The sequence below is a fragment of the Sphingomonas sp. genome, from assembly GCF_019635455.1.
In the GTDB taxonomy this organism is placed as follows: domain Bacteria; phylum Pseudomonadota; class Alphaproteobacteria; order Sphingomonadales; family Sphingomonadaceae; genus Sphingomonas.
This window is the reverse complement of the sequence record NZ_JAHBZJ010000002.1, coordinates 105770-122866: the sequence shown is the minus strand read 5'-3', so window position 1 is coordinate 122866 and position 17097 is coordinate 105770. Positions and strand designations below refer to the sequence as shown.

Below are 17097 nucleotides of genomic sequence, written 5' to 3'. Positions count from 1 at the left end.
GCCGCAGGAGTTAGGACGCAGGATGCGAAAGCTCGAACATTTCGACAGTCTGGTGCAGATGTTCTTCAGGCGCGCGCGCGAAAAGGGGGACGCGCCGTTCCTGTGGGCGAAATCGGGCGGGAAATGGCATTCGACCAGCTGGGCGGAAGCGGCGCGGCAGGTCGCCTCGCTCGCCGCCGGACTGCGCGACCTGGGGCTGAGACCCGGCGACCGCGTGATGCTGGTCAGCGAAAACCGCCCCGAATGGTGCATCAGCGATCTGGCGATCATGGCTGCGGGTGGCGTCACGGTGCCGACCTACACGACCAACACCGAACGCGATCATCAGCACATCATCGACAATTCGGGTGCGTGCATGACGATCGTGTCGAATGCGAAGCTGGCGAAAACCCTGCTTCCCGCCGTGCTGCGCGCCAGCGGCGCCCACACCGTGATCGGCATCGAGGAGATGCGGATGGGGCAGCCCGGGGCGATCGAGTTTCACGACTGGAAGCGCCTGATCGTCGATCATCCGGCGGATGTGGAGGCGGCCGCGCGCGCCGCCGACGGCTTTGCCCGCGAAGACCTGGCGTGCATCATCTACACCAGCGGCACCGGCGGGTCTCCGCGCGGCGTCATGCAGCATCACGGCGCGATCCTGTGCAATGTCGAAGGGTGCGTCACCGTGATCAGCGAGGATTTCGGATGGGAGGATGAGGTATTCCTCTCCTTCCTGCCGCTCTCCCACGCCTATGAGCATACCGGGGGGCAGCACTTCCCGATCGGCCTGGGCGCCGAAATCTATTATTCGGAGGGCCTCGACAAACTCGCCTCGAATATCGAGGAGGTGCGCCCGACGATCATGGTCGTCGTCCCGCGCCTGTTCGAAGTGCTGCGAACCCGGATCAGCAAACAGGTCGAGAAGCAGGGCAGGTTCGCCAATTATCTGCTCGACCGGGCGGTTGCGATCGGGGGGAAGAAGGCGGCGGGCGGGGTTCCGCTGTGGGACCAGCCGATGAACCTGTTCCTGTCGCGGACGCTGCGCCCCAAGCTGGCGGCGAAGTTCGGCGGGCGGATCAAGGCGATGGTGTCGGGCGGCGCGCCGCTGAACCCCGAGGTGGGCGTGTTCTTCGAAAGCCTCGGCCTCACCTTCCTGCAAGGCTATGGCCAGACCGAGGCGGCGCCCGTCATCAGTTGCAACCGGCCGAGTGCCGGTCTCAAGCACGATACGGTCGGCCCGCCGCTTCAGAATGTCGAGGTGCGCATCGCGGAGGATGGCGAAATCCTGGTGCGCGGCGAACTGGTGATGCACGGCTATTGGCGGAACGAGGCCGAAACCGACCGCGTGCTGAAGGACGGCTGGCTGCATACCGGCGACATTGGCGAGATCGACACGCGCGGCCGCATCCGGATCACCGATCGCAAGAAGGACATCATCGTCAACGACAAGGGCGACAATGTCGCGCCGCAAAAGGTGGAGGGGATGCTGACCCTGCAACCCGAAGTGATGCAGGCGATGATCGCGGGTGACCGCAAACCCTATATGACGGCGGTCATCGTCCCGGATCCCGAATGGACGCAGGAATGGTGCGCCCGCAATCGCGTGGCGTGCGATCTTGCCGCGCTTCGCGAGGACCCGGCCTATCGCGCGGCACTGGGCGCGGCGGTGGAGCGGGTGAACAGGGACCTGTCGGTGATCGAGCGGGTGCGCCGCTTCATCCTGGCCGATGAGGCGTTCACGATCGAAAACGAACAGCTGACCCCGAGCCTGAAGATCCGCCGCCACATCCTCAAACAGGTTTATGGCGGGCGGCTGGACGCGCTCTACAAATCGTAACGGGCGCGGCCGCCCCGCGACCCGGGGGTGGGGGGGCCGGATACCCCGCGCCGAGGGGCTCCTATTTCTTCGCTTCGGGCAGCACCACCAGCGTCCAGTCCTTGTTCGGCGACAGATATTTGGCCGCCAGCGCCTGTAGTTCCTGGGGCGAGGTCTGGCCGTAATCCACCGCGATCGTCGCGATCGCGGCGAGCCGCTTGGGATCGAGGGTCCCGCCCTGGGTTTCCTGCATCCAGAACGGATTGCCGCTCGAACGGCGCACGACCATCTGGATCGTCGGGACCATCGCCCGGCGCAGTTCGTCGAGTTCGACCGGCTTGGCGACCAGATCGGCGGCGATTTCGCGCGCGACGCGGAAGAACAGGTCGGTCTTGTCCGGCGGCAGCAGCGTCAGCCCCATGATCCGGCCGCCCCCCGGCTGGCCGACCGGCCACTGGCTGATGACCGTCGGCGAATAGCTGACGCCCTCGCCCGAACGGATGCGGTCGAGGATGCGGTCGCGCATGATCGCGGCCAGAATCTCGAGCTTGCGGCTTTCGGCGATGTTCGACGATCCGCCGTCGGTCTGCCATGCGATCACCGCTGCGGCCTGATCGGCCTGCCCGCTATGGTGCAGCACCACCGGCGTGGCATTATGGGCCGGGAAACGCACCGTGGGGGACACCACCGGCGCCGGCTTGCGGGGCTTGAGGGCGCCGAAACTCACCCGGGCAGCCTCGATCGCCTTTTCGACATCGACATCGCCGAAAATCTGGACCTCGATCGGGCCGCTCGCCAGCAGCGGCTCCCAGAAGGCGCGGAAGTCCTTGGCGTTGAGCGCCTCGATCTGCTTGAGATCGGGGGCGCCCCAGCGTGCATCGCCGCCGCGCAGTTCGCGCTCCAGATCGCGTCCGATCACCGCGTCGGGGGATGAGGTGGTCGCGGCATAGCCGGAAATCGACACCGCGCGCGCGCGCGCCACGGGATTGGGGTCCCAGCCCGGTGACGCCAGCTTGGCGGCGAGCAGCTTGAGCTGGTCGGCAAGGTCGTCCGGCGAGGTCTGGCCGGCCAGCACGAAGGCGTCGTCGTCGATGCCGAACGTCATGCCGATCTGGCGGTCGCCGGTCAGCCGGTCGATCTCCTCCTGGCCCAGCAGACCGCCCGGCGACGCGATGCCGCTGGCGATCAACGCCATGTCGCCCGCCCATGCCGGGGTTTTCGCCCCCGCCCGAATCGCCTGCATGCCCCGGCCAAAGCGCGCGCTGACATAGACGCGCCCGACTTCACCCGGGTTCTGGAACAGCAGCAGCGTCACGCCATTGGCAAACCGCACCTTCTCGATCTTCGGTTCGGTGACGGCGACGCCGCGTTCGACCACCTTGCCCGGCGCGCCCAGCCTGGGCAGCGATTGGAAGGTCACCGCGCGGCCCGCCTTGCGCGTCCCCGCCAGGCCGGAAACATCGGCCTTCAGCACCGTCGCCAGCTTCGCCTGGATGTTGGCGTCGGGCGTGCGGGTCGTGATGATCGCGCGCGTCGTCGTCCCCTGGAGGATCCGGCGCGTCGATTCCAGCACCCGCGCGGGCGTGAACATCTTCTTCTCCACCGCGCCCTTCAGGATGTTGTAGCTTTCCTGCTCGCTGGTGGTGGTTTCGTTGATGTCGATCGCATCGACCAGATTGTCGGCGCGCTTCGATCCTGCCTGCACCGGCGCGGTGGCAATGGCGTTGCGCATCTGGGCGTCGATTTCGGCGACCTCGCGATCGATCTCCGCCTGGGTCGGCGGACTGGCGAGCGCATCGGCGATCACCGCGCGCACTTCCTTGACCGCGCTTTCCCAATCCTCGCCCAGCGGTAGCACCTGGATCGAGGTCACGTTGGCCGAACGCACGACGTCCGACAGGTCCGCACCCGCTCCTGCAAACGCGGCGCCCGCCCGGGCGCGCGTCTCCAGCCGGCGGTTGATGATGCGCAGCGCGACGAAATCGACCATCCGCTCCTGGTTGAAGATGATGGTATCCTCAAACACCGTCCAGGGGCGCAGGACCGCCATCGATACGACCGGCGGCAATGTCGGTTCGACGATCGCCGCGCTGGTCGGCTTGGTCGGATCGGGCTTGCCGAAATCGGGTGCCTTCGGGTTCGGGCCGTCGCCCTTCCACGCCGCGAAATGCTTGACGATCAGCCGTTCGAACAGCGCCGGATCAAGGTCGCCGACGATGATCAGGGTCGCGCGTTCGGGCCGATACCAGCGGTCGTGAAACGCCTTCACCGACGCCGCCGTCGCGCCGTTGAGCGTTTTGGTCGTGCCGATCACCGGCCGTTCGCCCATCAACTGTCCGGCAAAGAACAGTTCGCGCTGCGCGTCGCTCAGCCGCGCCTGGGGCCGCAATCCCTCGCGCTGCTCCGCCAGCACCACCGGCCGCTCGGCGTCCAGCGCCGTCTGGCTCAGGCTCGGTGCGGCCATCATGTCGGCCAGGATCATCAGCGACTGGTCGAGACTGGCTTCGTTGGCGTCGGGCAGGTCCAGCTTGTAGGTCGTCGAAACCGGCGTCGTCTGGGCATTGCTGTCCGAACCGAAGGTCACCCCCAGCCGCTGCCAGACGCGCTTCGATTCGCCGTCCGGGATCTTTTCCGAACCGCGAAAGGAGAGGTGCTCGATGAGGTGCGCGAACCCCATCTCGTTCTCCCGCTCCATCAGCGAGCCGACATCCATCCGCATCCGCACCGCGACCTGTCCGGGCGGAACGCCATTCTTGCGCACCGCATAGCGCAAGCCATTGGGCAGCGTGCCGAACCGCCATTCCGGATCGTGCGGAATGTCGCTGCCCTTGTAGAGCCACGCGGTGCGATCCACCGCCACCGCCGCCTGGGGCGCGGCGGCGGGCGTCGCCACCTGCGCCAGAGCGGGCAGGGCGGCGGCGGCGAAGAGGAGGGGAAGGGCGAACTGCTTGACGCGCGAGAACAAGGCCATCGACCGACAGTCTAGCGCGCTTCCGCCCGGACCGCCAGACAATCAAATTGGGCGAGCTTTCAGAGAGATGGCGCGACTTACGCCATGTTTTGGACCCATCCGGCGCCTAACGCCGAATCGGCGCGGGCCGCAGTCATGGGGGCGGGTTTGTTTCGCGCCGGTTGCCGGGGTGGATTGTGAAGCATCATCTCTCGTTCGAGGCGCATGGCGCGGCGGCCGCAATCGTGGCGCCGCCGGCGACTGCCCGGCGCCGCCCGCTAAGGGCGCGGGCGGGCGCATGGGTCCGTGATGCCTCCGATCGGGCGATCGGCGCCTTTTCGCTGGTATCGAACGATCCCGTCCTGGACGTCCGCGATTTCGAATGGACGCGGCTGCTGCGCGACAATTGGCAGGCGATCCGGGACGAGGCGCTCGCGACGGCGCCAGCGGATCCGTCCCGTCCGGCCTTGCTGTGGGAATGCGGGGCCGGGGTCGCGGAAAATCTGCGCCACTGCCCCCGGACGCATCGCGTCGTCGCGCGAATCCCCGATCTCGACAGCGCGTTCGTCTCGGTTCTGGCGCCCGGCACGCATGTTCCGCCGCATCGCGGGGCCAGCAAGGGGCTGCTCACCTGTCACCTGGGCCTGGTCGTCCCGCGCGACGGGGATGTCCGGATGCGGGTGCGGGACCGGGTGGTCCGCTGGGCGGTGGGAGAGACGCTGCTGTTCGACGACACCTGCGATCATGAGGTGTGGAACGACACGTCGGGTGCGCGCCTCGTCCTACAGGTCCACGTCCGGCGGCCGTTGCGCCAGCCAGGAAAATGGGTCGCCGATGCGGTGCTCGATCGCCTGCGCCGCCGTGCCTTCGCGCAGGAGGCGCGCGGGGACATGCGGGTGCCGGGCTAACCGCCCCGCATCCGCCAGCGCTAAGTCTCGCCCGGCGCCGGCCCGGTGCTGGCGCGAACCACCAGCTCCACCGCCAAGGTGAGTCGCGTTTCCTTTACGTCGCTGCCCAGCAACAGCTCGGCCGCGGCGGCGGCAAGCTCGCGGACCGGCTGGCGAACGGTGGTGAGCGGCGGCCAGACGGCGGCGGCCAGGTCCGAATCGTCGAACCCGGCGATCGAAAGCGCGTCCGGCACGTCGATCCCCATCGCATGGGCGGTCGCGAGCGCGCCGGCGGCCATGTCGTCATTCGCGGCAAAGATCGCGCTGGGCCTCGAATCGCGGGCCAGCAGGCTTCGCGCCGCCACCCGCCCGGACGACAGACTATAGTCGCCCCGCACGACCAGCGCCGGGTCGAACGCGATTCCCGCCTGCTCAAGCGCGACGCGGTAGCCGGCCAGGCGCTCGCGCGACGACACATGGCTTTCGGGGCCGCCGATGAACCCGATCGCCCGGTGGCCCTGGCCGATCAGGTGCTTGGTCAGTTCGCGTGCCGCTGCGTCGTCGTCGATCGTCACCCACCGCCCGCGCTCCGGCTGGATGCCCGGCTCGACCCGCACATAGGGCAGGCCGCGCTGATCGAGCGCGTCGAGCAACGCGACCGATTCGGTGACCGGCGGCGAGATGATGACCCCGTCGAGATGCGTTTCGTCGATCAGTGCGGTGGCGTCGCTGACCAGCGTGCCGCTCGTGCAATCGACGGGCTGGCTCAACAAGCGGTGACCATGCACCGCGCATCGCGCCTGGGCGCCGGCCAGCAGGTGATAGACATAATAGGCGCTGGGATTGTCGTAGAGCAGGCCGATCTGGAACGACTTGCGCCCCGCCAGCGCGCGCGCCGCCAGGCTGGGCCGGAAATTGAGCTGGGCCACCGCCTGTTCGACGCGGCGGCGGGTTTCGTCGCTGACATTGCGTTCGTTGTTCAGCACGCGTGAGACGGTCTTGAACGACACGCCCGCCAGTTTCGATACTTCCTTGATCGTCGGTCGTCGCGCCATTGGCTGTCCACCCCGCGCGCTTCAATAGGTGACAGCGTTGGCGGGGCGCAAGCGTCGCGAACGAAACGGGGCGCCGGCGAAGATCGACGGCGCCCCGAAACAGGTGGTGAAGGCGGTCCGGTCAGCCGGTGACGCCACCCGCCAGCGCGGCCAGCAACAGCAGCGCGACGATGTTGGTGATCTTGATCATCGGGTTCACCGCCGGCCCGGCGGTGTCCTTGTAGGGATCGCCGACCGTGTCGCCGGTCACCGCGGCCTTATGGGCGTCGCTGCCCTTGCCGCCGTGATTGCCGTCCTCGATATATTTCTTGGCATTGTCCCACGCGCCGCCACCCGAGGTCATCGAGATCGCGACGAACAGCCCCGAAACGATCACGCCGAGCAGCATCGCGCCGACCGAGGCAAAGGCATTGGCCTGGCCGTCCACCGCCTTGATGACGAAATACAACACGACCGGGGAAAGCACCGGCAGCAGCGAGGGGATGATCATCTCCTTGATCGCGGCACGGGTGACGATGTCCACCGTCCGGCCATAAGCGGGTCGGCTGGTGCCGGCCATGATGCCGGGATTGTCGCGGAACTGCTGACGCACATCCTCCACCACCGATCCGGCGGCGCGGCCTACCGCGGTCATGCCGAACGCGCCGAACAGATAGGGCAGCAGCGCGCCCAGCAGCAGGCCGACGATCACGAACGGATTGCTGAGCGAGAAGTCCACCGTCACGGTCGGGAAGTAACGGCCCAGATCCTCGGTATAGGCGCCGAACAGCACGAGCGCCGCCAGCGCCGCTGAACCGATCGCATAGCCCTTGGTCACCGCCTTCGTCGTGTTGCCCACCGCGTCGAGCGCGTCGGTGCGCGTGCGCACGTCATCGGGCAGGCCCGCCATTTCGGCGATGCCGCCGGCATTGTCCGTCACCGGGCCATAGGCGTCGAGTGCGACGACCATGCCCGCCAGCGCCAGCAGCGCGGTCGCGGCGAACGCCACGCCGATGATGCCCGCCAGCTGGAACGCGCCGATCACCGCGATCACGATCACGATCGTCGGCAGCGCCGTCGCCTCAAGGCTGATGGCGAGGCCCTGGATGACGTTGGTGCCATGGCCGGTGACCGACGCCTTGGCGATCGATTTCACCGGGCGATAGTTGGTGCCGGTATAATATTCGGTGATCCACACCAGCAGGCCGGTGACGGCCAGACCGATCATCATGCACCAGAACAGGTCCATGCCGGTATAGGCCTGGTCCCCGATCTTCGCGTTGAGATCGCCCAGCGCGTAGCTGCTGGCGAACCAGATCGCCGGCACGGCCAGGATCGCGGTGGTCCAGAAGCCCTTGTACAGCGCGCCCATGATCGATCCGGACGAGCCGAGCCGGACCATATAGGTGCCGATGATCGAGGTGATGATGCACACGCCGCCGACGATCAGCGGCAGCGCCATGAGCGCCAGCATCGCATCCGCGCCCAGCCCCTGCACCAGCAGCGCGATCGACACCATGGTGAGGCCGATCGTCACGACATAGGTTTCGAACAGGTCGGCGGCCATGCCGGCGCAGTCGCCGACATTGTCGCCCACATTGTCGGCGATCACCGCCGGGTTGCGGGGATCGTCCTCGGGAATCCCCGCCTCGACCTTGCCGACCAGATCGGCGCCGACATCCGCCGCCTTGGTGAAGATGCCACCGCCCAGGCGCGCGAAGATCGAGATCAGCGAGGCGCCGAACGCCAGCGCGGTGAGCGCATGGATGATCTCCTCACCCCCCGGCTGGCTGCCCGCCGGGCCGACCAGATACCAGAAGAGGCCGGCGATCGAGAGCAGGCCCAGGCCGGCGACCAGCATGCCGGTGACCGCACCCGCGCGGAACGCCAGCGTCAGGCCGCCCTGCAACGATCCGCGCGCCGCCTCTGCCGTGCGGACATTCGCGCGGACCGAGATGTTCATGCCGACATAGCCGGCCACGCCCGACAGCACCGCGCCGATCAGGAACGCGACGGTCGACAGGCGGCCAAGCGTGAAGAACAGCACCGCGGCGACGATGACGCCGACGATCGCGATGGTGGTGTACTGGCGGCCGAGATAGGCCTTGGCGCCCTCCTGAATGGCGGCGGCGATATCCTGCATCTTCTGATCGCCCGCGGGTGCGCGTAGCACCTGCTGCGACGTTACCAGGCCATAGAGCACGGCGAGCACGCCGCACGCGATGGCGATGTAAACGATCGTCATCTGGTATCCTTCCCCTGAGTTCCCCGCTCCCCGCCCGGTCTGCGCCGATTGCGGTTTGCGTCGCGGGCGGAGCCTAGAGAGGGGCCGGGGGCTGTCAAGCGCCGCGATCGCCTGACATGAAGGGCGTGCGCCGCGCCGCCGGCGGAACGCATCCGCGCATGTTGCGGGCGTGCGCTGACGCCCGCGCGACGCGTGCGCCGAAAAGAGGACGTATTTGCCGGTCAGGCGCGGTGGGCGTAGCCGAGCCGGGCGGGCAGCGGAACCGGACCGCCCTGTGTGGTCAGCGCGATTCCCGCACCCGTGCGCACGGTGCCGATGCGGGTGGCGGCGACCGGCGGTACGATGCCGGTCGGAAGCGTGAACAGCAGTTCGTAATCGTCCCCCGCGGTGCAGGCGGCGAGCGGATCGATCCCCGCCGGCGTGACCGGCACGGCATCGAGATCGATTTCGATCGCGACGCCGCTCGCCGTCGCCATGCGCTCCGCATCGATCAACAGCCCGTCCGACACGTCCATCATCGCGGTGGCGAGCCGGGCGATCGCCTGGCCCTCCGCAACGCGGGGCATCGGGCGAAGATAGCGGGAGGGATCGACCGGATCGCCGTCGTCGCCGAACGCGGCGGCGCCGATCGTTCCGGTGACCCAGACGCCGTCGCCCGCCCGCGCCCCGCTGCGCAATGGCGTATCGGGTCCGGCGACGCCGATCGCGGTAAGCGAAAGGGCGCGCGCCGATCCGCGCGGCATCGCGACCGTGTCGCCACCCAGCAGCGGCAGGGCATAGGTGGACAGCGCGTCGTCCAGCCCGGCGAGGAAGCGGGCATCCCATGCCGGATCGCCCGACAGCGTGTAGTTGAGCAGGCATGCCAGCGGCCGCGCGCCCTTCGCCGCCAGATCCGACAGATTGACCGCCGCGAGCCGCCAGCCGACCGATTCCGCCGGGTCTTCGGGGCGATAATGGACGCCCGCGACCATCGTGTCGGTGGTGAGGACGAGCCGCCCGCCCGCCACGTCGAGATGCGCGGCATCGTCGCGCAGCCCGTTCGCGCCGGGATGCGTGGCGATGCCGCGCAACGCGGTCAGGAACGCGAACTCGTCGGCCATGACGCGATGGTAGGGAAGCGCGCGCCGCTCCACAATCGCCACGGGCGGCGCATCAGGCGTGGGGAGCGCGCCGGTCTGCATGGTCGCCGGCCGGGGGCGGCCATTGGCGGACGTCAGGGCGCCGCCACCTCGCCCACCACCAGCTTGTCGATCTTGTGATCGTCCATATCGACGACTTCGAAACGCCAGCCCTGTTCGACGAAGCTCTCGCCTTCCTGTGGCAGGTGCTTGAGCACCGACAAGGCGAGGCCGGCGACGGTCGCATAATCGCGATCTTCGGGCAGGTCGATGCCGATCCGTTCGGCAAGCGTGTCGGCGGCGAGCTGCCCCGAGACGAGCAGCGATCCATCGTCGCGCACGGTGATCGCCGGATGATCGCCCGGATCGGTGTCCGACAGGAACTCACCGGCGATCGCGGCGAGCAAGTTGGCCGGGGTCACGATCCCTTCGAAATGGCCATATTCGTCATGGACGAAACCCATCGGCACCGCCGCCCGGCGCAGCGCGCCGAGCGCGTCCATCGCATCGACCTGATCGGGCAGGACCGCCGCGCTGTGCATCAGCGCGCGCAGGTCGAGCGGTTCGCCCCGGATCAGCGCGGCGACGACATCGCGCGCCTGCACCACGCCGATCACCGCATCCACCGATCCTTCCGCCACCGGCAGGCGGGTATGGGGGGTGGCGGCCAGCGCGACCCGAATCTCCGCCTCGTCCAGATTGACGTCGATCCAGTCGACATCGGTGCGCGGCGTCATCACCTCTCGCACCGGGCGATCGGCAAGGCGCACGACGCCGGAGATGATCGACCGCTCATGCTCCTCGATCACGCCCGACCGGGTCGCTTCGGCGACCAGCAGGTGCAGTTCCTCGGCGGTGACGCGATTTTCCGATTCGCGCTTCATGCCCAGCAGGCGGAACACCAGTGCGCTGCTTTGATCGAGCAGCCACACCAGCGGCGCGGTGATCCGCGCCAGCCACAGCATCGGCTTCGCGACCAGCACCGCGATCGGCTCTGGGGAGCGTAGCGCGAATTGCTTCGGCACCAGTTCGCCGACGATCAGCGAGGCATAGGTGGTGAGCGCAATGACCAGCGCGAAACCGATCGTTTCGGCGGTCTGCGGATCGACCCCCAGACGGGCGATGCGCGCGCCGGTGGGCGTGCCGAGACTGGCCCCCGAATAGGCGCCGGCGACGATGCCGATCAGGGTGATCCCGATCTGGACCGTCGACAGGAAACGACCCGGGTCGGCGGCCAGCGAAAGCGCGGTCGTCGCGCCGCGCCGGCCGGTGCGCGCCAGCGCCTCGAGCCGGGCGGTGCGCGCGGACACGATCGCCAGCTCCGACATCGCGAAGATGCCGTTGAGCGCGACCAGCGCGAGGATGATCGCGACATCGATCCAGGGAAATGGGGGGAGCGGGTCCATCGGCCTGCATCCCCCATAAGCGGATTTCGCGCGATTCCACAACGACGGATTGCGGGGTCGGACCGCGTTTGATGCGCCATCGCGTGCCGCCACGTCGATGCGCAGGTGGAACAAGCCGGCGTCGAGAGCCGTTCTCGTCGCACAATTAGTGGAGGAATACATGCACGTTCGCGTAAAATGGCCCCTGATTCCGGCGCTCGCGGCGCTGACCCTGACCGGCGCCTGCATGACCGATCCGGAAACCGGACGGACGACGATTTCGAAGACCGCGATCGGCGCGGTCGGCGGCGCGGTGGGCGGCTATCTGCTCGGCGACCTGGTCGGCGGGCGGCGCGATCGCACCGAAAAGATCGTGGGCGCCGGCATCGGCGCGCTCGCGGGCGGCGCGGTCGGCTATTATATGGACAAGCAGGAGCGGGAGATGCGCGAGCGCACCGCCGGCACCGACGTCCGCGTGATCCGGCGCGGCGACGACCTGATCCTGCAAATGCCGTCGGGGATCACCTTCCCCACCGACAGCTCGACGATCCAGCCGCAATATATGCCGACGCTGGACAAGGTGGCGGACGTGCTCGGCCGCTACAACCAGACCTATGTCGATGTGTACGGCCACACCGATTCGGTGGGCAGCGACGCCTATAACCAGGCGCTGTCCGAGCGGCGCGCGGCGTCGGTCGCCAATTATCTGGCGATGAAGGGCGTTGCCCAGGCGCGGCTTGCGACGCGCGGCTATGGCGAGACCCAGCCGATCGCGAGCAACGATACCGAGGAAGGGCGCGCGCAGAACCGCCGCGTCGAGATCAAGATCGTGCCGGTGCGCGACAGCGACATGCGGTGAGAGATGACGGAGCGGGGCGGTGCGATCAGCGCCGCTCCGTCCGGGATCTGATCAGAATTCAGAGCTGGCTGCCCGCCACCGGCGCGGTTGCGGTTTCACCGCCGGCTGGCGAAAAAGGCGCGGAGCAAGGCGCCTGATTCGCCCTCGCCAATGCCGGGATAGACGTCCGGGCGATGGTGACAGGTCGGCTGGGTGAAGATGCGGGCGCCATGTTCGACCGCGCCGCCCTTGGGATCGCTCGCCCCGTAATAGAGGCGGGCGATTCGCGCATGGGCGATCGCGCCGGCGCACATCGCGCACGGCTCAAGCGTCACCCACAGGTCGCAATCCGCGAGTCGCTCGGTCCCGATCTTCGTCGCTGCGGCGCGAATCGCCAGGATTTCGGCATGCGCAGTCGGGTCGTGAAGGCGCCGCGGTGCGTTCGTCGCGACGGCCAGGACCGATCCGCCACGCGTCACGACGGCACCCACCGGCACCTCGCCATCCCCGGCGGCATCGCGCGCGGCATCGAGCGCGAGGCGCATGGGTTCGGGAAGCGGGAACATCCGCCCGCTATGCACCCACCCGCGCCGCGCCGCCAGCGGTGGCGGCGCGGGCGGCCGGGATTACTGGGTCGCGGCCGGAGTCGGGTCGGCCTTCTCCACCTCGACGGTGGGGATCTGGATCGTCTTGTTCTCCATGGTCACGGTCGGCACCTGCACCGTCTTGTTGGTGTAGCCCATGCCGACCTTGCCGACATCGGCCTGCACCGCCGGAGCCTTGCCGCCTTCGAATTTGATCGTCGGGAGTGACCCCGACTGCATGTTGATGCTGAGCATGCCCAGCGACATCAATACTACGATCACGACGGCCGCCAGGCCCAGAATCGCCAATAGTCCACGCATCGCGTTCGATCTCCCTATTCGAATCGTTTGCGTAATAACGCGCCGTTCACCATAGGAGTTGCATCGGCCATGGGGAACAAGGTTGACGAAAACAGCCTGTCCCGTTATCGGCCCCCACTTTCCGGGACGACCGGAACAGGCATAACCTAGGAACTTTAGCGATGTCGCGCATTTGCGAGCTGACCGGCAAGGGCCGGCAGGTGGGCCACAATGTTTCCCACGCCAACAACAAGACCAAGCGGACCTTTCTGCCCAATTTGCAGAATGTGACGCTGATGTCGGAGGCGCTGGAGCGCTCGATCCGCCTGCGCGTATCGACCCACGGCCTGCGTTCGGTCGAACATAATGGCGGCCTCGACAACTGGCTGCTCAAGACCAGCGACGACAAGCTGTCGCTGCGCGCCCGTCGCCTGAAGCGTGAGATCGCCAAGAAGAAGGTCGCCGAAGCGGCCTGATTCGCGCCGGCGTCGCGCCTGTCGATCGGCCCGCTCCCATCGGGGACGCGGGCCGTTCGGCGTTGTGGCCAATGCGATGGCGCGGCCTGCATGGCGCGCTCAGACGTCGAGTCGAAACTTGAGCAGCAACGAACGTTCCCAGAATTGCTGATTGTCGTCCGATGCGATCCACAGGATCGTGTCCTTTCCCTCGCGCGTCACGGCGATCGCCTCGAAATTGTCGTGCAGGATCGGCGCGGTGAACCGTGCGATCTCGCGCCCGCGCACGATCGCGCCAGGCCGGATCGCCGCGCGGGGAACGATGGTCAGCGCCGCAGTGAACAGCGTGCGCAACGCGAAGCGGCGGTTCAGAATCGCGAGCCGCCCGTCCGGCAGCTCGGCGATATCAACCGGGCGATACCCCCGTGGCGGACGATAGCTGAAGACGAATCCACGTCGCGGCGCCCGCACCGGATCGGTCGTGAAGTCCAGCCCCTCCTTGGTTCCCTTGCGCGCGCCCTCTTCACCCTCCGCGATCACGAGGAAGCGCCCGTCGCGCAGCCGGACCATCGTTTCCGGGCCGCTGCCAGATGGCCAGTCGGCCATCGCCGGCGGCGCGACGTGTCCCGTGGCGCGCGTAAAATCGGGCGAATAGCGCCAGATCGCGTTCGCCCGTTCAAACCCCACCCACCAGCTTCCGGTCGCCGGGTCACGCGTCAGCGATTCGCTGTCGCGATCGAGCTTCGACCAGCCGGTGCCGGGACCGTCGGGCAGGGCGGAAAAGCGGATTCCCTGCGGCGCCATGCTGGCGTCCATGCGAAACGTCATGAGCGTTCCGCTGTCGCTTAAAAGGGTGAAGCGGTCGCCGAGCACCGCCATCGCGGAAAAGCCGCCGAATCCGGGCGCGGAACTCCTGAATTCGAGCCCGCCCAGATAGGTCAGGCCGCCCAGCTCGACCTGGTTCGGATCGGTCGGATTGAGTGCGACGCGGCGAGCCGTCACCGGCGCGTCGGCGTGAAGCACGGGGAGTCGTTCCTCTCCACTCCAGCTGGGTAGAAGGAACAGCAGGAGCAGGACGGAAAGAAGGATGCGCATCGGTGCCATCTTCATAGGCGTTCGCAAGGCGGATGCCACGCGGGACTTCGTTGCGTTTTGCCGTATTACCGCCCCATTGCTGAACCCTGGATAACCGCAGCGTTCAGCCACGGCTCAATCCCGTTCAGCTAAGGGTCAGTCAACGGGTCGCGTCGCACGCAGCGCCGGCCCGCCCGACCTGCCGGCGCAGGTCCGCACCACGCCCGGCCCGACTTCCCCGCGTTGCGTATCGGGGGCCGGGTTCCCCCCTGTCGGGCCAGTGCGGACCGCGCCGGATTTCCTGTTCTCCCCCATCGCCACCGCCAGGCTGAACGGCGGATAACCGCGACATTCAGCGTCCGCTCAACACGGCTGTGCGAAACCATGTTCAACGATGACGGCATGGGCCGGCATCGCACGACAACGGCAAGAACAAGGAGCATATGGCATGTTCAAGCAGCTTTCCCTGATCGGCGCCGCCATGGCGATGACCGGCACCGCGATCATTCCCGCAGGCCAGGCGGTGGCGCAGAGTCGCTACGAATATCGTGATAACGGCTATTATGGCCGCGACGGCTATCGTGGCTATGACGGATATCGCCAGTACGACCGTGGCGACCGCCGCTATGATTATCGCAGCCGCGCGCGTGACAAGTGCAATGACGGCGACGGCGGCACCATCGTCGGCGCGATCGCCGGCGGGCTGGCCGGAAACGCGATCGCCGGGCGCGGCGACAAGACGCTGGGCGCAGTGCTCGGCGGGGTGCTCGGCGCCGTTGCCGGTCGCGCGATCGACCGGTCGGACCGCCCGGACTATTGCCGTCGCCGCTGATCGCGGACGAGGATGAGACCAGAGAGGCCGGTCCCCGCAACGGGGGCCGGCCTTTTTTCTGGCGGGAGCGGGAGCCATCCGCGCGACTGGTTCGCCGGTCCTGATCGGCCATCCTGTCCGGAAGCGTCAGTGGTTACGCACCCGTTTCATCCGCACATTCCCCCCTGTCGCCGCACCGACATGGCGTGGCGACGGGTATGGATTTCGTGTGAGGAACAAGGAAGATGAAGAAGTTTGCACTGGCGCTCGCCGCCGCGATGACGTTCGCCACCCCCGCGCTGGCGCAGGACCAGTCCGCACCGTTCAGCGGCGCGACCGCGACGGTGATCACCGGTTATGACGTGGTCGATCTCAACACGCCGGGCGTGCGCAATCCTGACGGCGTGATCTATGGCCTGGGGCTTGGCTATGACATCCAGAAGGGCAGCGCGGTGTTCGGCGTCGAGGGCGAGATCGCCGATTCGAGCGCGCGGCTGAAGGCGGGCGCGGCGACGGTCGCCAGCACCGCGCGTGACCTGTATATCGGCGGGCGCGTCGGCTATGCGGCGGGAACGACGCTGATTTATGGCAAGGTCGGCTATACCAATGCGCGGATCCGGACGATCGCGGGCAATGGCAATGCCGACGGCATCCGCGTCGGCGTGGGTGTGGAAAAGAAGCTGACCGACAGCATCTTCGCCAAGGCCGAATATCGCTATTCCAACTATGAGGCCGGGGTGGAGCGCCAGCAGGGCGTGGTCGGCCTGGGCGTTCGTTTCTGAAGGATCGCCCGGCCGGATGCCGGAACGCAAAAGGGCCGGCGCCCGACAAGGCGCCGGCCCCTTCACGATCAGGCCACAGCGCGGTCGCGCCGGTCAGTACATGTGCTGGCCGCCGTTGATCGACAGCGTCGATCCGGTGACGAAACCGCCTTCCTCCGAACACAGGAAGGCGACGCCGCGTGCGATCTCGTTCGCCTGTCCCAGCCGGCCGACCGGGATTTTCGCGACGATCTTTTCCAGCACGTCGGCGGGAACCGCGGCGACCATGTCGGTATCGATATAGCCCGGCGCGATCGCGTTCACCGTGACGCCCGCGCGCGCGCCCTCCTGCGCCAGCGCCTTGGTAAAGCCGTGAATGCCGCTCTTTGCCGCGGCATAGTTCACCTGGCCATATTGACCCGCCTGGCCGTTGATCGATCCGATATTGACGATGCGGCCCCATTTGCGCTCGCGCATGCCGGGGAAGACGCCCTTGGCCATGTTGAAACACCCGCCCAGATTGGTGTCCATGACCTCTTTCCACATCTGGTAGGTCATTTTGAGGATCGTGCCGTCGCGGGTGATGCCGGCATTGTTGACCAGCACATCGACCGGGCCAAGGGCGGATTCGACCTCGGCGATGCCGGCCTGGCACGCGTCATAATCGGCGACGTCCCATTTGAACGCCCGAATCCCGGTGCGCTCGGTGAATTCGGCGGCACGCTGATCATTGCCGGCATAGTTGGCGGCGACGGTCATCCCCAGATCCCTGAGCGCGACGCTGATCGCCTCGCCGATGCCGCGGGTTCCGCCCGTCACGATCGCTACTCGTCCCATGCGCCTCTCCTTTGTTTCTGTTT

The 17097-nt window shown here is 67.4% G+C and carries 15 protein-coding genes; 6 read left to right on the top strand and 9 right to left on the bottom strand.

Going from position 1 to position 17097, the window contains the following annotated elements:
* Positions 1-22: 22 nt before the first annotated feature.
* A complete protein-coding gene (locus KF783_RS03140) occupies positions 23-1816 on the top strand; it encodes an AMP-dependent synthetase/ligase (RefSeq protein WP_294076494.1) in 1794 nt (597 codons plus the stop codon).
* A 61-nt stretch (positions 1817-1877) separates the two neighbouring features.
* On the opposite strand, the gene KF783_RS03135 is transcribed toward KF783_RS03140, so the two are convergent.
* Positions 1878-4766: a M16 family metallopeptidase gene (locus KF783_RS03135; RefSeq protein ID WP_294076493.1), complete on the bottom strand. Its 2889-nt coding sequence runs from the start codon at positions 4764-4766 to the stop codon at positions 1878-1880.
* 176 nt (positions 4767-4942) lie between these two features.
* On the opposite strand from KF783_RS03135, the gene KF783_RS03130 reads away from it, so the two are divergent.
* Positions 4943-5653 (top strand): aspartyl/asparaginyl beta-hydroxylase domain-containing protein, encoded by a 711-nt coding sequence (locus KF783_RS03130; RefSeq protein ID WP_294076491.1) that lies wholly within the window; start codon positions 4943-4945, stop codon positions 5651-5653.
* Between the two features lie 20 nt (positions 5654-5673).
* Here the strand turns inward: KF783_RS03130 and KF783_RS03125 are convergent, their stop codons facing one another.
* The 4 genes from KF783_RS03125 to KF783_RS03110 all read right to left on the bottom strand — a co-directional run bounded on the left by KF783_RS03125 (position 5674) and on the right by KF783_RS03110 (position 11435).
* Positions 5674-6687 carry a LacI family DNA-binding transcriptional regulator gene (locus KF783_RS03125; RefSeq protein WP_294076490.1) on the bottom strand — a complete coding sequence of 338 codons (1014 nt, stop codon included), beginning with the start codon at positions 6685-6687 and terminating at the stop codon, positions 5674-5676.
* A 121-nt stretch (positions 6688-6808) separates the two neighbouring features.
* Positions 6809-8911: a sodium-translocating pyrophosphatase gene (locus KF783_RS03120; RefSeq protein WP_294076489.1), complete on the bottom strand. Its 2103-nt coding sequence runs from the start codon at positions 8909-8911 to the stop codon at positions 6809-6811.
* Between the two features lie 221 nt (positions 8912-9132).
* Positions 9133-10011 carry a thiamine-phosphate kinase gene (thiL, locus tag KF783_RS03115; protein WP_294076488.1) on the bottom strand — a complete coding sequence of 293 codons (879 nt, stop codon included), beginning with the start codon at positions 10009-10011 and terminating at the stop codon, positions 9133-9135.
* Between the two features lie 113 nt (positions 10012-10124).
* Complete coding sequence (locus KF783_RS03110) at positions 10125-11435, bottom strand: hemolysin family protein (RefSeq protein WP_294076486.1); 1311 nt, start codon at positions 11433-11435, stop codon at positions 10125-10127.
* Positions 11436-11595: 160 nt separating this feature from the next.
* Between KF783_RS03110 and KF783_RS03105 the strand changes: the two genes are divergently transcribed.
* On the top strand, positions 11596-12273 hold the full coding sequence (locus KF783_RS03105) for an OmpA family protein (protein WP_294076484.1): 678 nt from the start codon (positions 11596-11598) through the stop codon (positions 12271-12273).
* A gap of 95 nt (positions 12274-12368) precedes the next feature.
* Here KF783_RS03105 and KF783_RS03100 read toward each other — a convergent pair whose 3' ends face one another.
* Positions 12369-12818: a nucleoside deaminase gene (locus tag KF783_RS03100; protein WP_294076482.1), complete on the bottom strand. Its 450-nt coding sequence runs from the start codon at positions 12816-12818 to the stop codon at positions 12369-12371.
* A 60-nt stretch (positions 12819-12878) separates the two neighbouring features.
* A complete protein-coding gene (locus KF783_RS03095) occupies positions 12879-13157 on the bottom strand; it encodes a hypothetical protein (RefSeq protein ID WP_294076481.1) in 279 nt (92 codons plus the stop codon).
* A gap of 161 nt (positions 13158-13318) precedes the next feature.
* Between KF783_RS03095 and rpmB the strand changes: the two genes are divergently transcribed.
* Complete coding sequence (gene rpmB / locus KF783_RS03090; protein ID WP_294076479.1) at positions 13319-13612, top strand: 50S ribosomal protein L28; 294 nt, start codon at positions 13319-13321, stop codon at positions 13610-13612.
* A gap of 99 nt (positions 13613-13711) precedes the next feature.
* On the opposite strand, the gene KF783_RS03085 is transcribed toward rpmB, so the two are convergent.
* Positions 13712-14686: an esterase-like activity of phytase family protein gene (locus tag KF783_RS03085; protein WP_294076477.1), complete on the bottom strand. Its 975-nt coding sequence runs from the start codon at positions 14684-14686 to the stop codon at positions 13712-13714.
* Between the two features lie 427 nt (positions 14687-15113).
* Here KF783_RS03085 and KF783_RS03080 point away from each other — a divergent pair, with 427 nt between their 5' ends.
* Together KF783_RS03080 and KF783_RS03075 are read left to right on the top strand one after the other, a co-directional pair.
* The gene (locus tag KF783_RS03080; protein WP_294076475.1) at positions 15114-15497 is read left to right on the top strand and encodes a glycine zipper 2TM domain-containing protein; all 384 of its coding nucleotides are present in this window, start codon (positions 15114-15116) and stop codon (positions 15495-15497) included.
* Positions 15498-15721: 224 nt separating this feature from the next.
* Positions 15722-16258 (top strand): porin family protein, encoded by a 537-nt coding sequence (locus KF783_RS03075; RefSeq protein WP_294076473.1) that lies wholly within the window; start codon positions 15722-15724, stop codon positions 16256-16258.
* 93 nt (positions 16259-16351) lie between these two features.
* On the opposite strand, the gene phbB is transcribed toward KF783_RS03075, so the two are convergent.
* Positions 16352-17074 (bottom strand): acetoacetyl-CoA reductase, encoded by a 723-nt coding sequence (phbB, locus tag KF783_RS03070; RefSeq protein WP_294076472.1) that lies wholly within the window; start codon positions 17072-17074, stop codon positions 16352-16354.
* Positions 17075-17097: the final 23 nt, after the last annotated feature.

Bases quoted from the DNA above. Each gene is read 5' to 3' on its own strand.
- KF783_RS03095 (WP_294076481.1), bottom strand. From the start codon at position 13,157: ATGCGTGGACTATTGGCGATTCTGGGCCTGGCGGCCGTCGTGATCGTA.
- rpmB (WP_294076479.1), top strand. From the start codon at position 13,319: ATGTCGCGCATTTGCGAGCTGACCGGCAAGGGCCGGCAGGTGGGCCAC.
- KF783_RS03120 (WP_294076489.1), bottom strand. From the start codon at position 8,911: ATGACGATCGTTTACATCGCCATCGCGTGCGGCGTGCTCGCCGTGCTC.
- KF783_RS03075 (WP_294076473.1), top strand. From the start codon at position 15,722: ATGAAGAAGTTTGCACTGGCGCTCGCCGCCGCGATGACGTTCGCCACC.
- thiL (WP_294076488.1), bottom strand. From the start codon at position 10,011: ATGGCCGACGAGTTCGCGTTCCTGACCGCGTTGCGCGGCATCGCCACG.
- KF783_RS03110 (WP_294076486.1), bottom strand. From the start codon at position 11,435: ATGGACCCGCTCCCCCCATTTCCCTGGATCGATGTCGCGATCATCCTC.
- KF783_RS03135 (WP_294076493.1), bottom strand. From the start codon at position 4,766: ATGGCCTTGTTCTCGCGCGTCAAGCAGTTCGCCCTTCCCCTCCTCTTC.
- KF783_RS03140 (WP_294076494.1), top strand. From the start codon at position 23: ATGCGAAAGCTCGAACATTTCGACAGTCTGGTGCAGATGTTCTTCAGG.
- KF783_RS03080 (WP_294076475.1), top strand. From the start codon at position 15,114: ATGTTCAAGCAGCTTTCCCTGATCGGCGCCGCCATGGCGATGACCGGC.
- phbB (WP_294076472.1), bottom strand. From the start codon at position 17,074: ATGGGACGAGTAGCGATCGTGACGGGCGGAACCCGCGGCATCGGCGAG.
- KF783_RS03100 (WP_294076482.1), bottom strand. From the start codon at position 12,818: ATGTTCCCGCTTCCCGAACCCATGCGCCTCGCGCTCGATGCCGCGCGC.
- KF783_RS03125 (WP_294076490.1), bottom strand. From the start codon at position 6,687: ATGGCGCGACGACCGACGATCAAGGAAGTATCGAAACTGGCGGGCGTG.
- KF783_RS03085 (WP_294076477.1), bottom strand. From the start codon at position 14,686: ATGCGCATCCTTCTTTCCGTCCTGCTCCTGCTGTTCCTTCTACCCAGC.
- KF783_RS03105 (WP_294076484.1), top strand. From the start codon at position 11,596: ATGCACGTTCGCGTAAAATGGCCCCTGATTCCGGCGCTCGCGGCGCTG.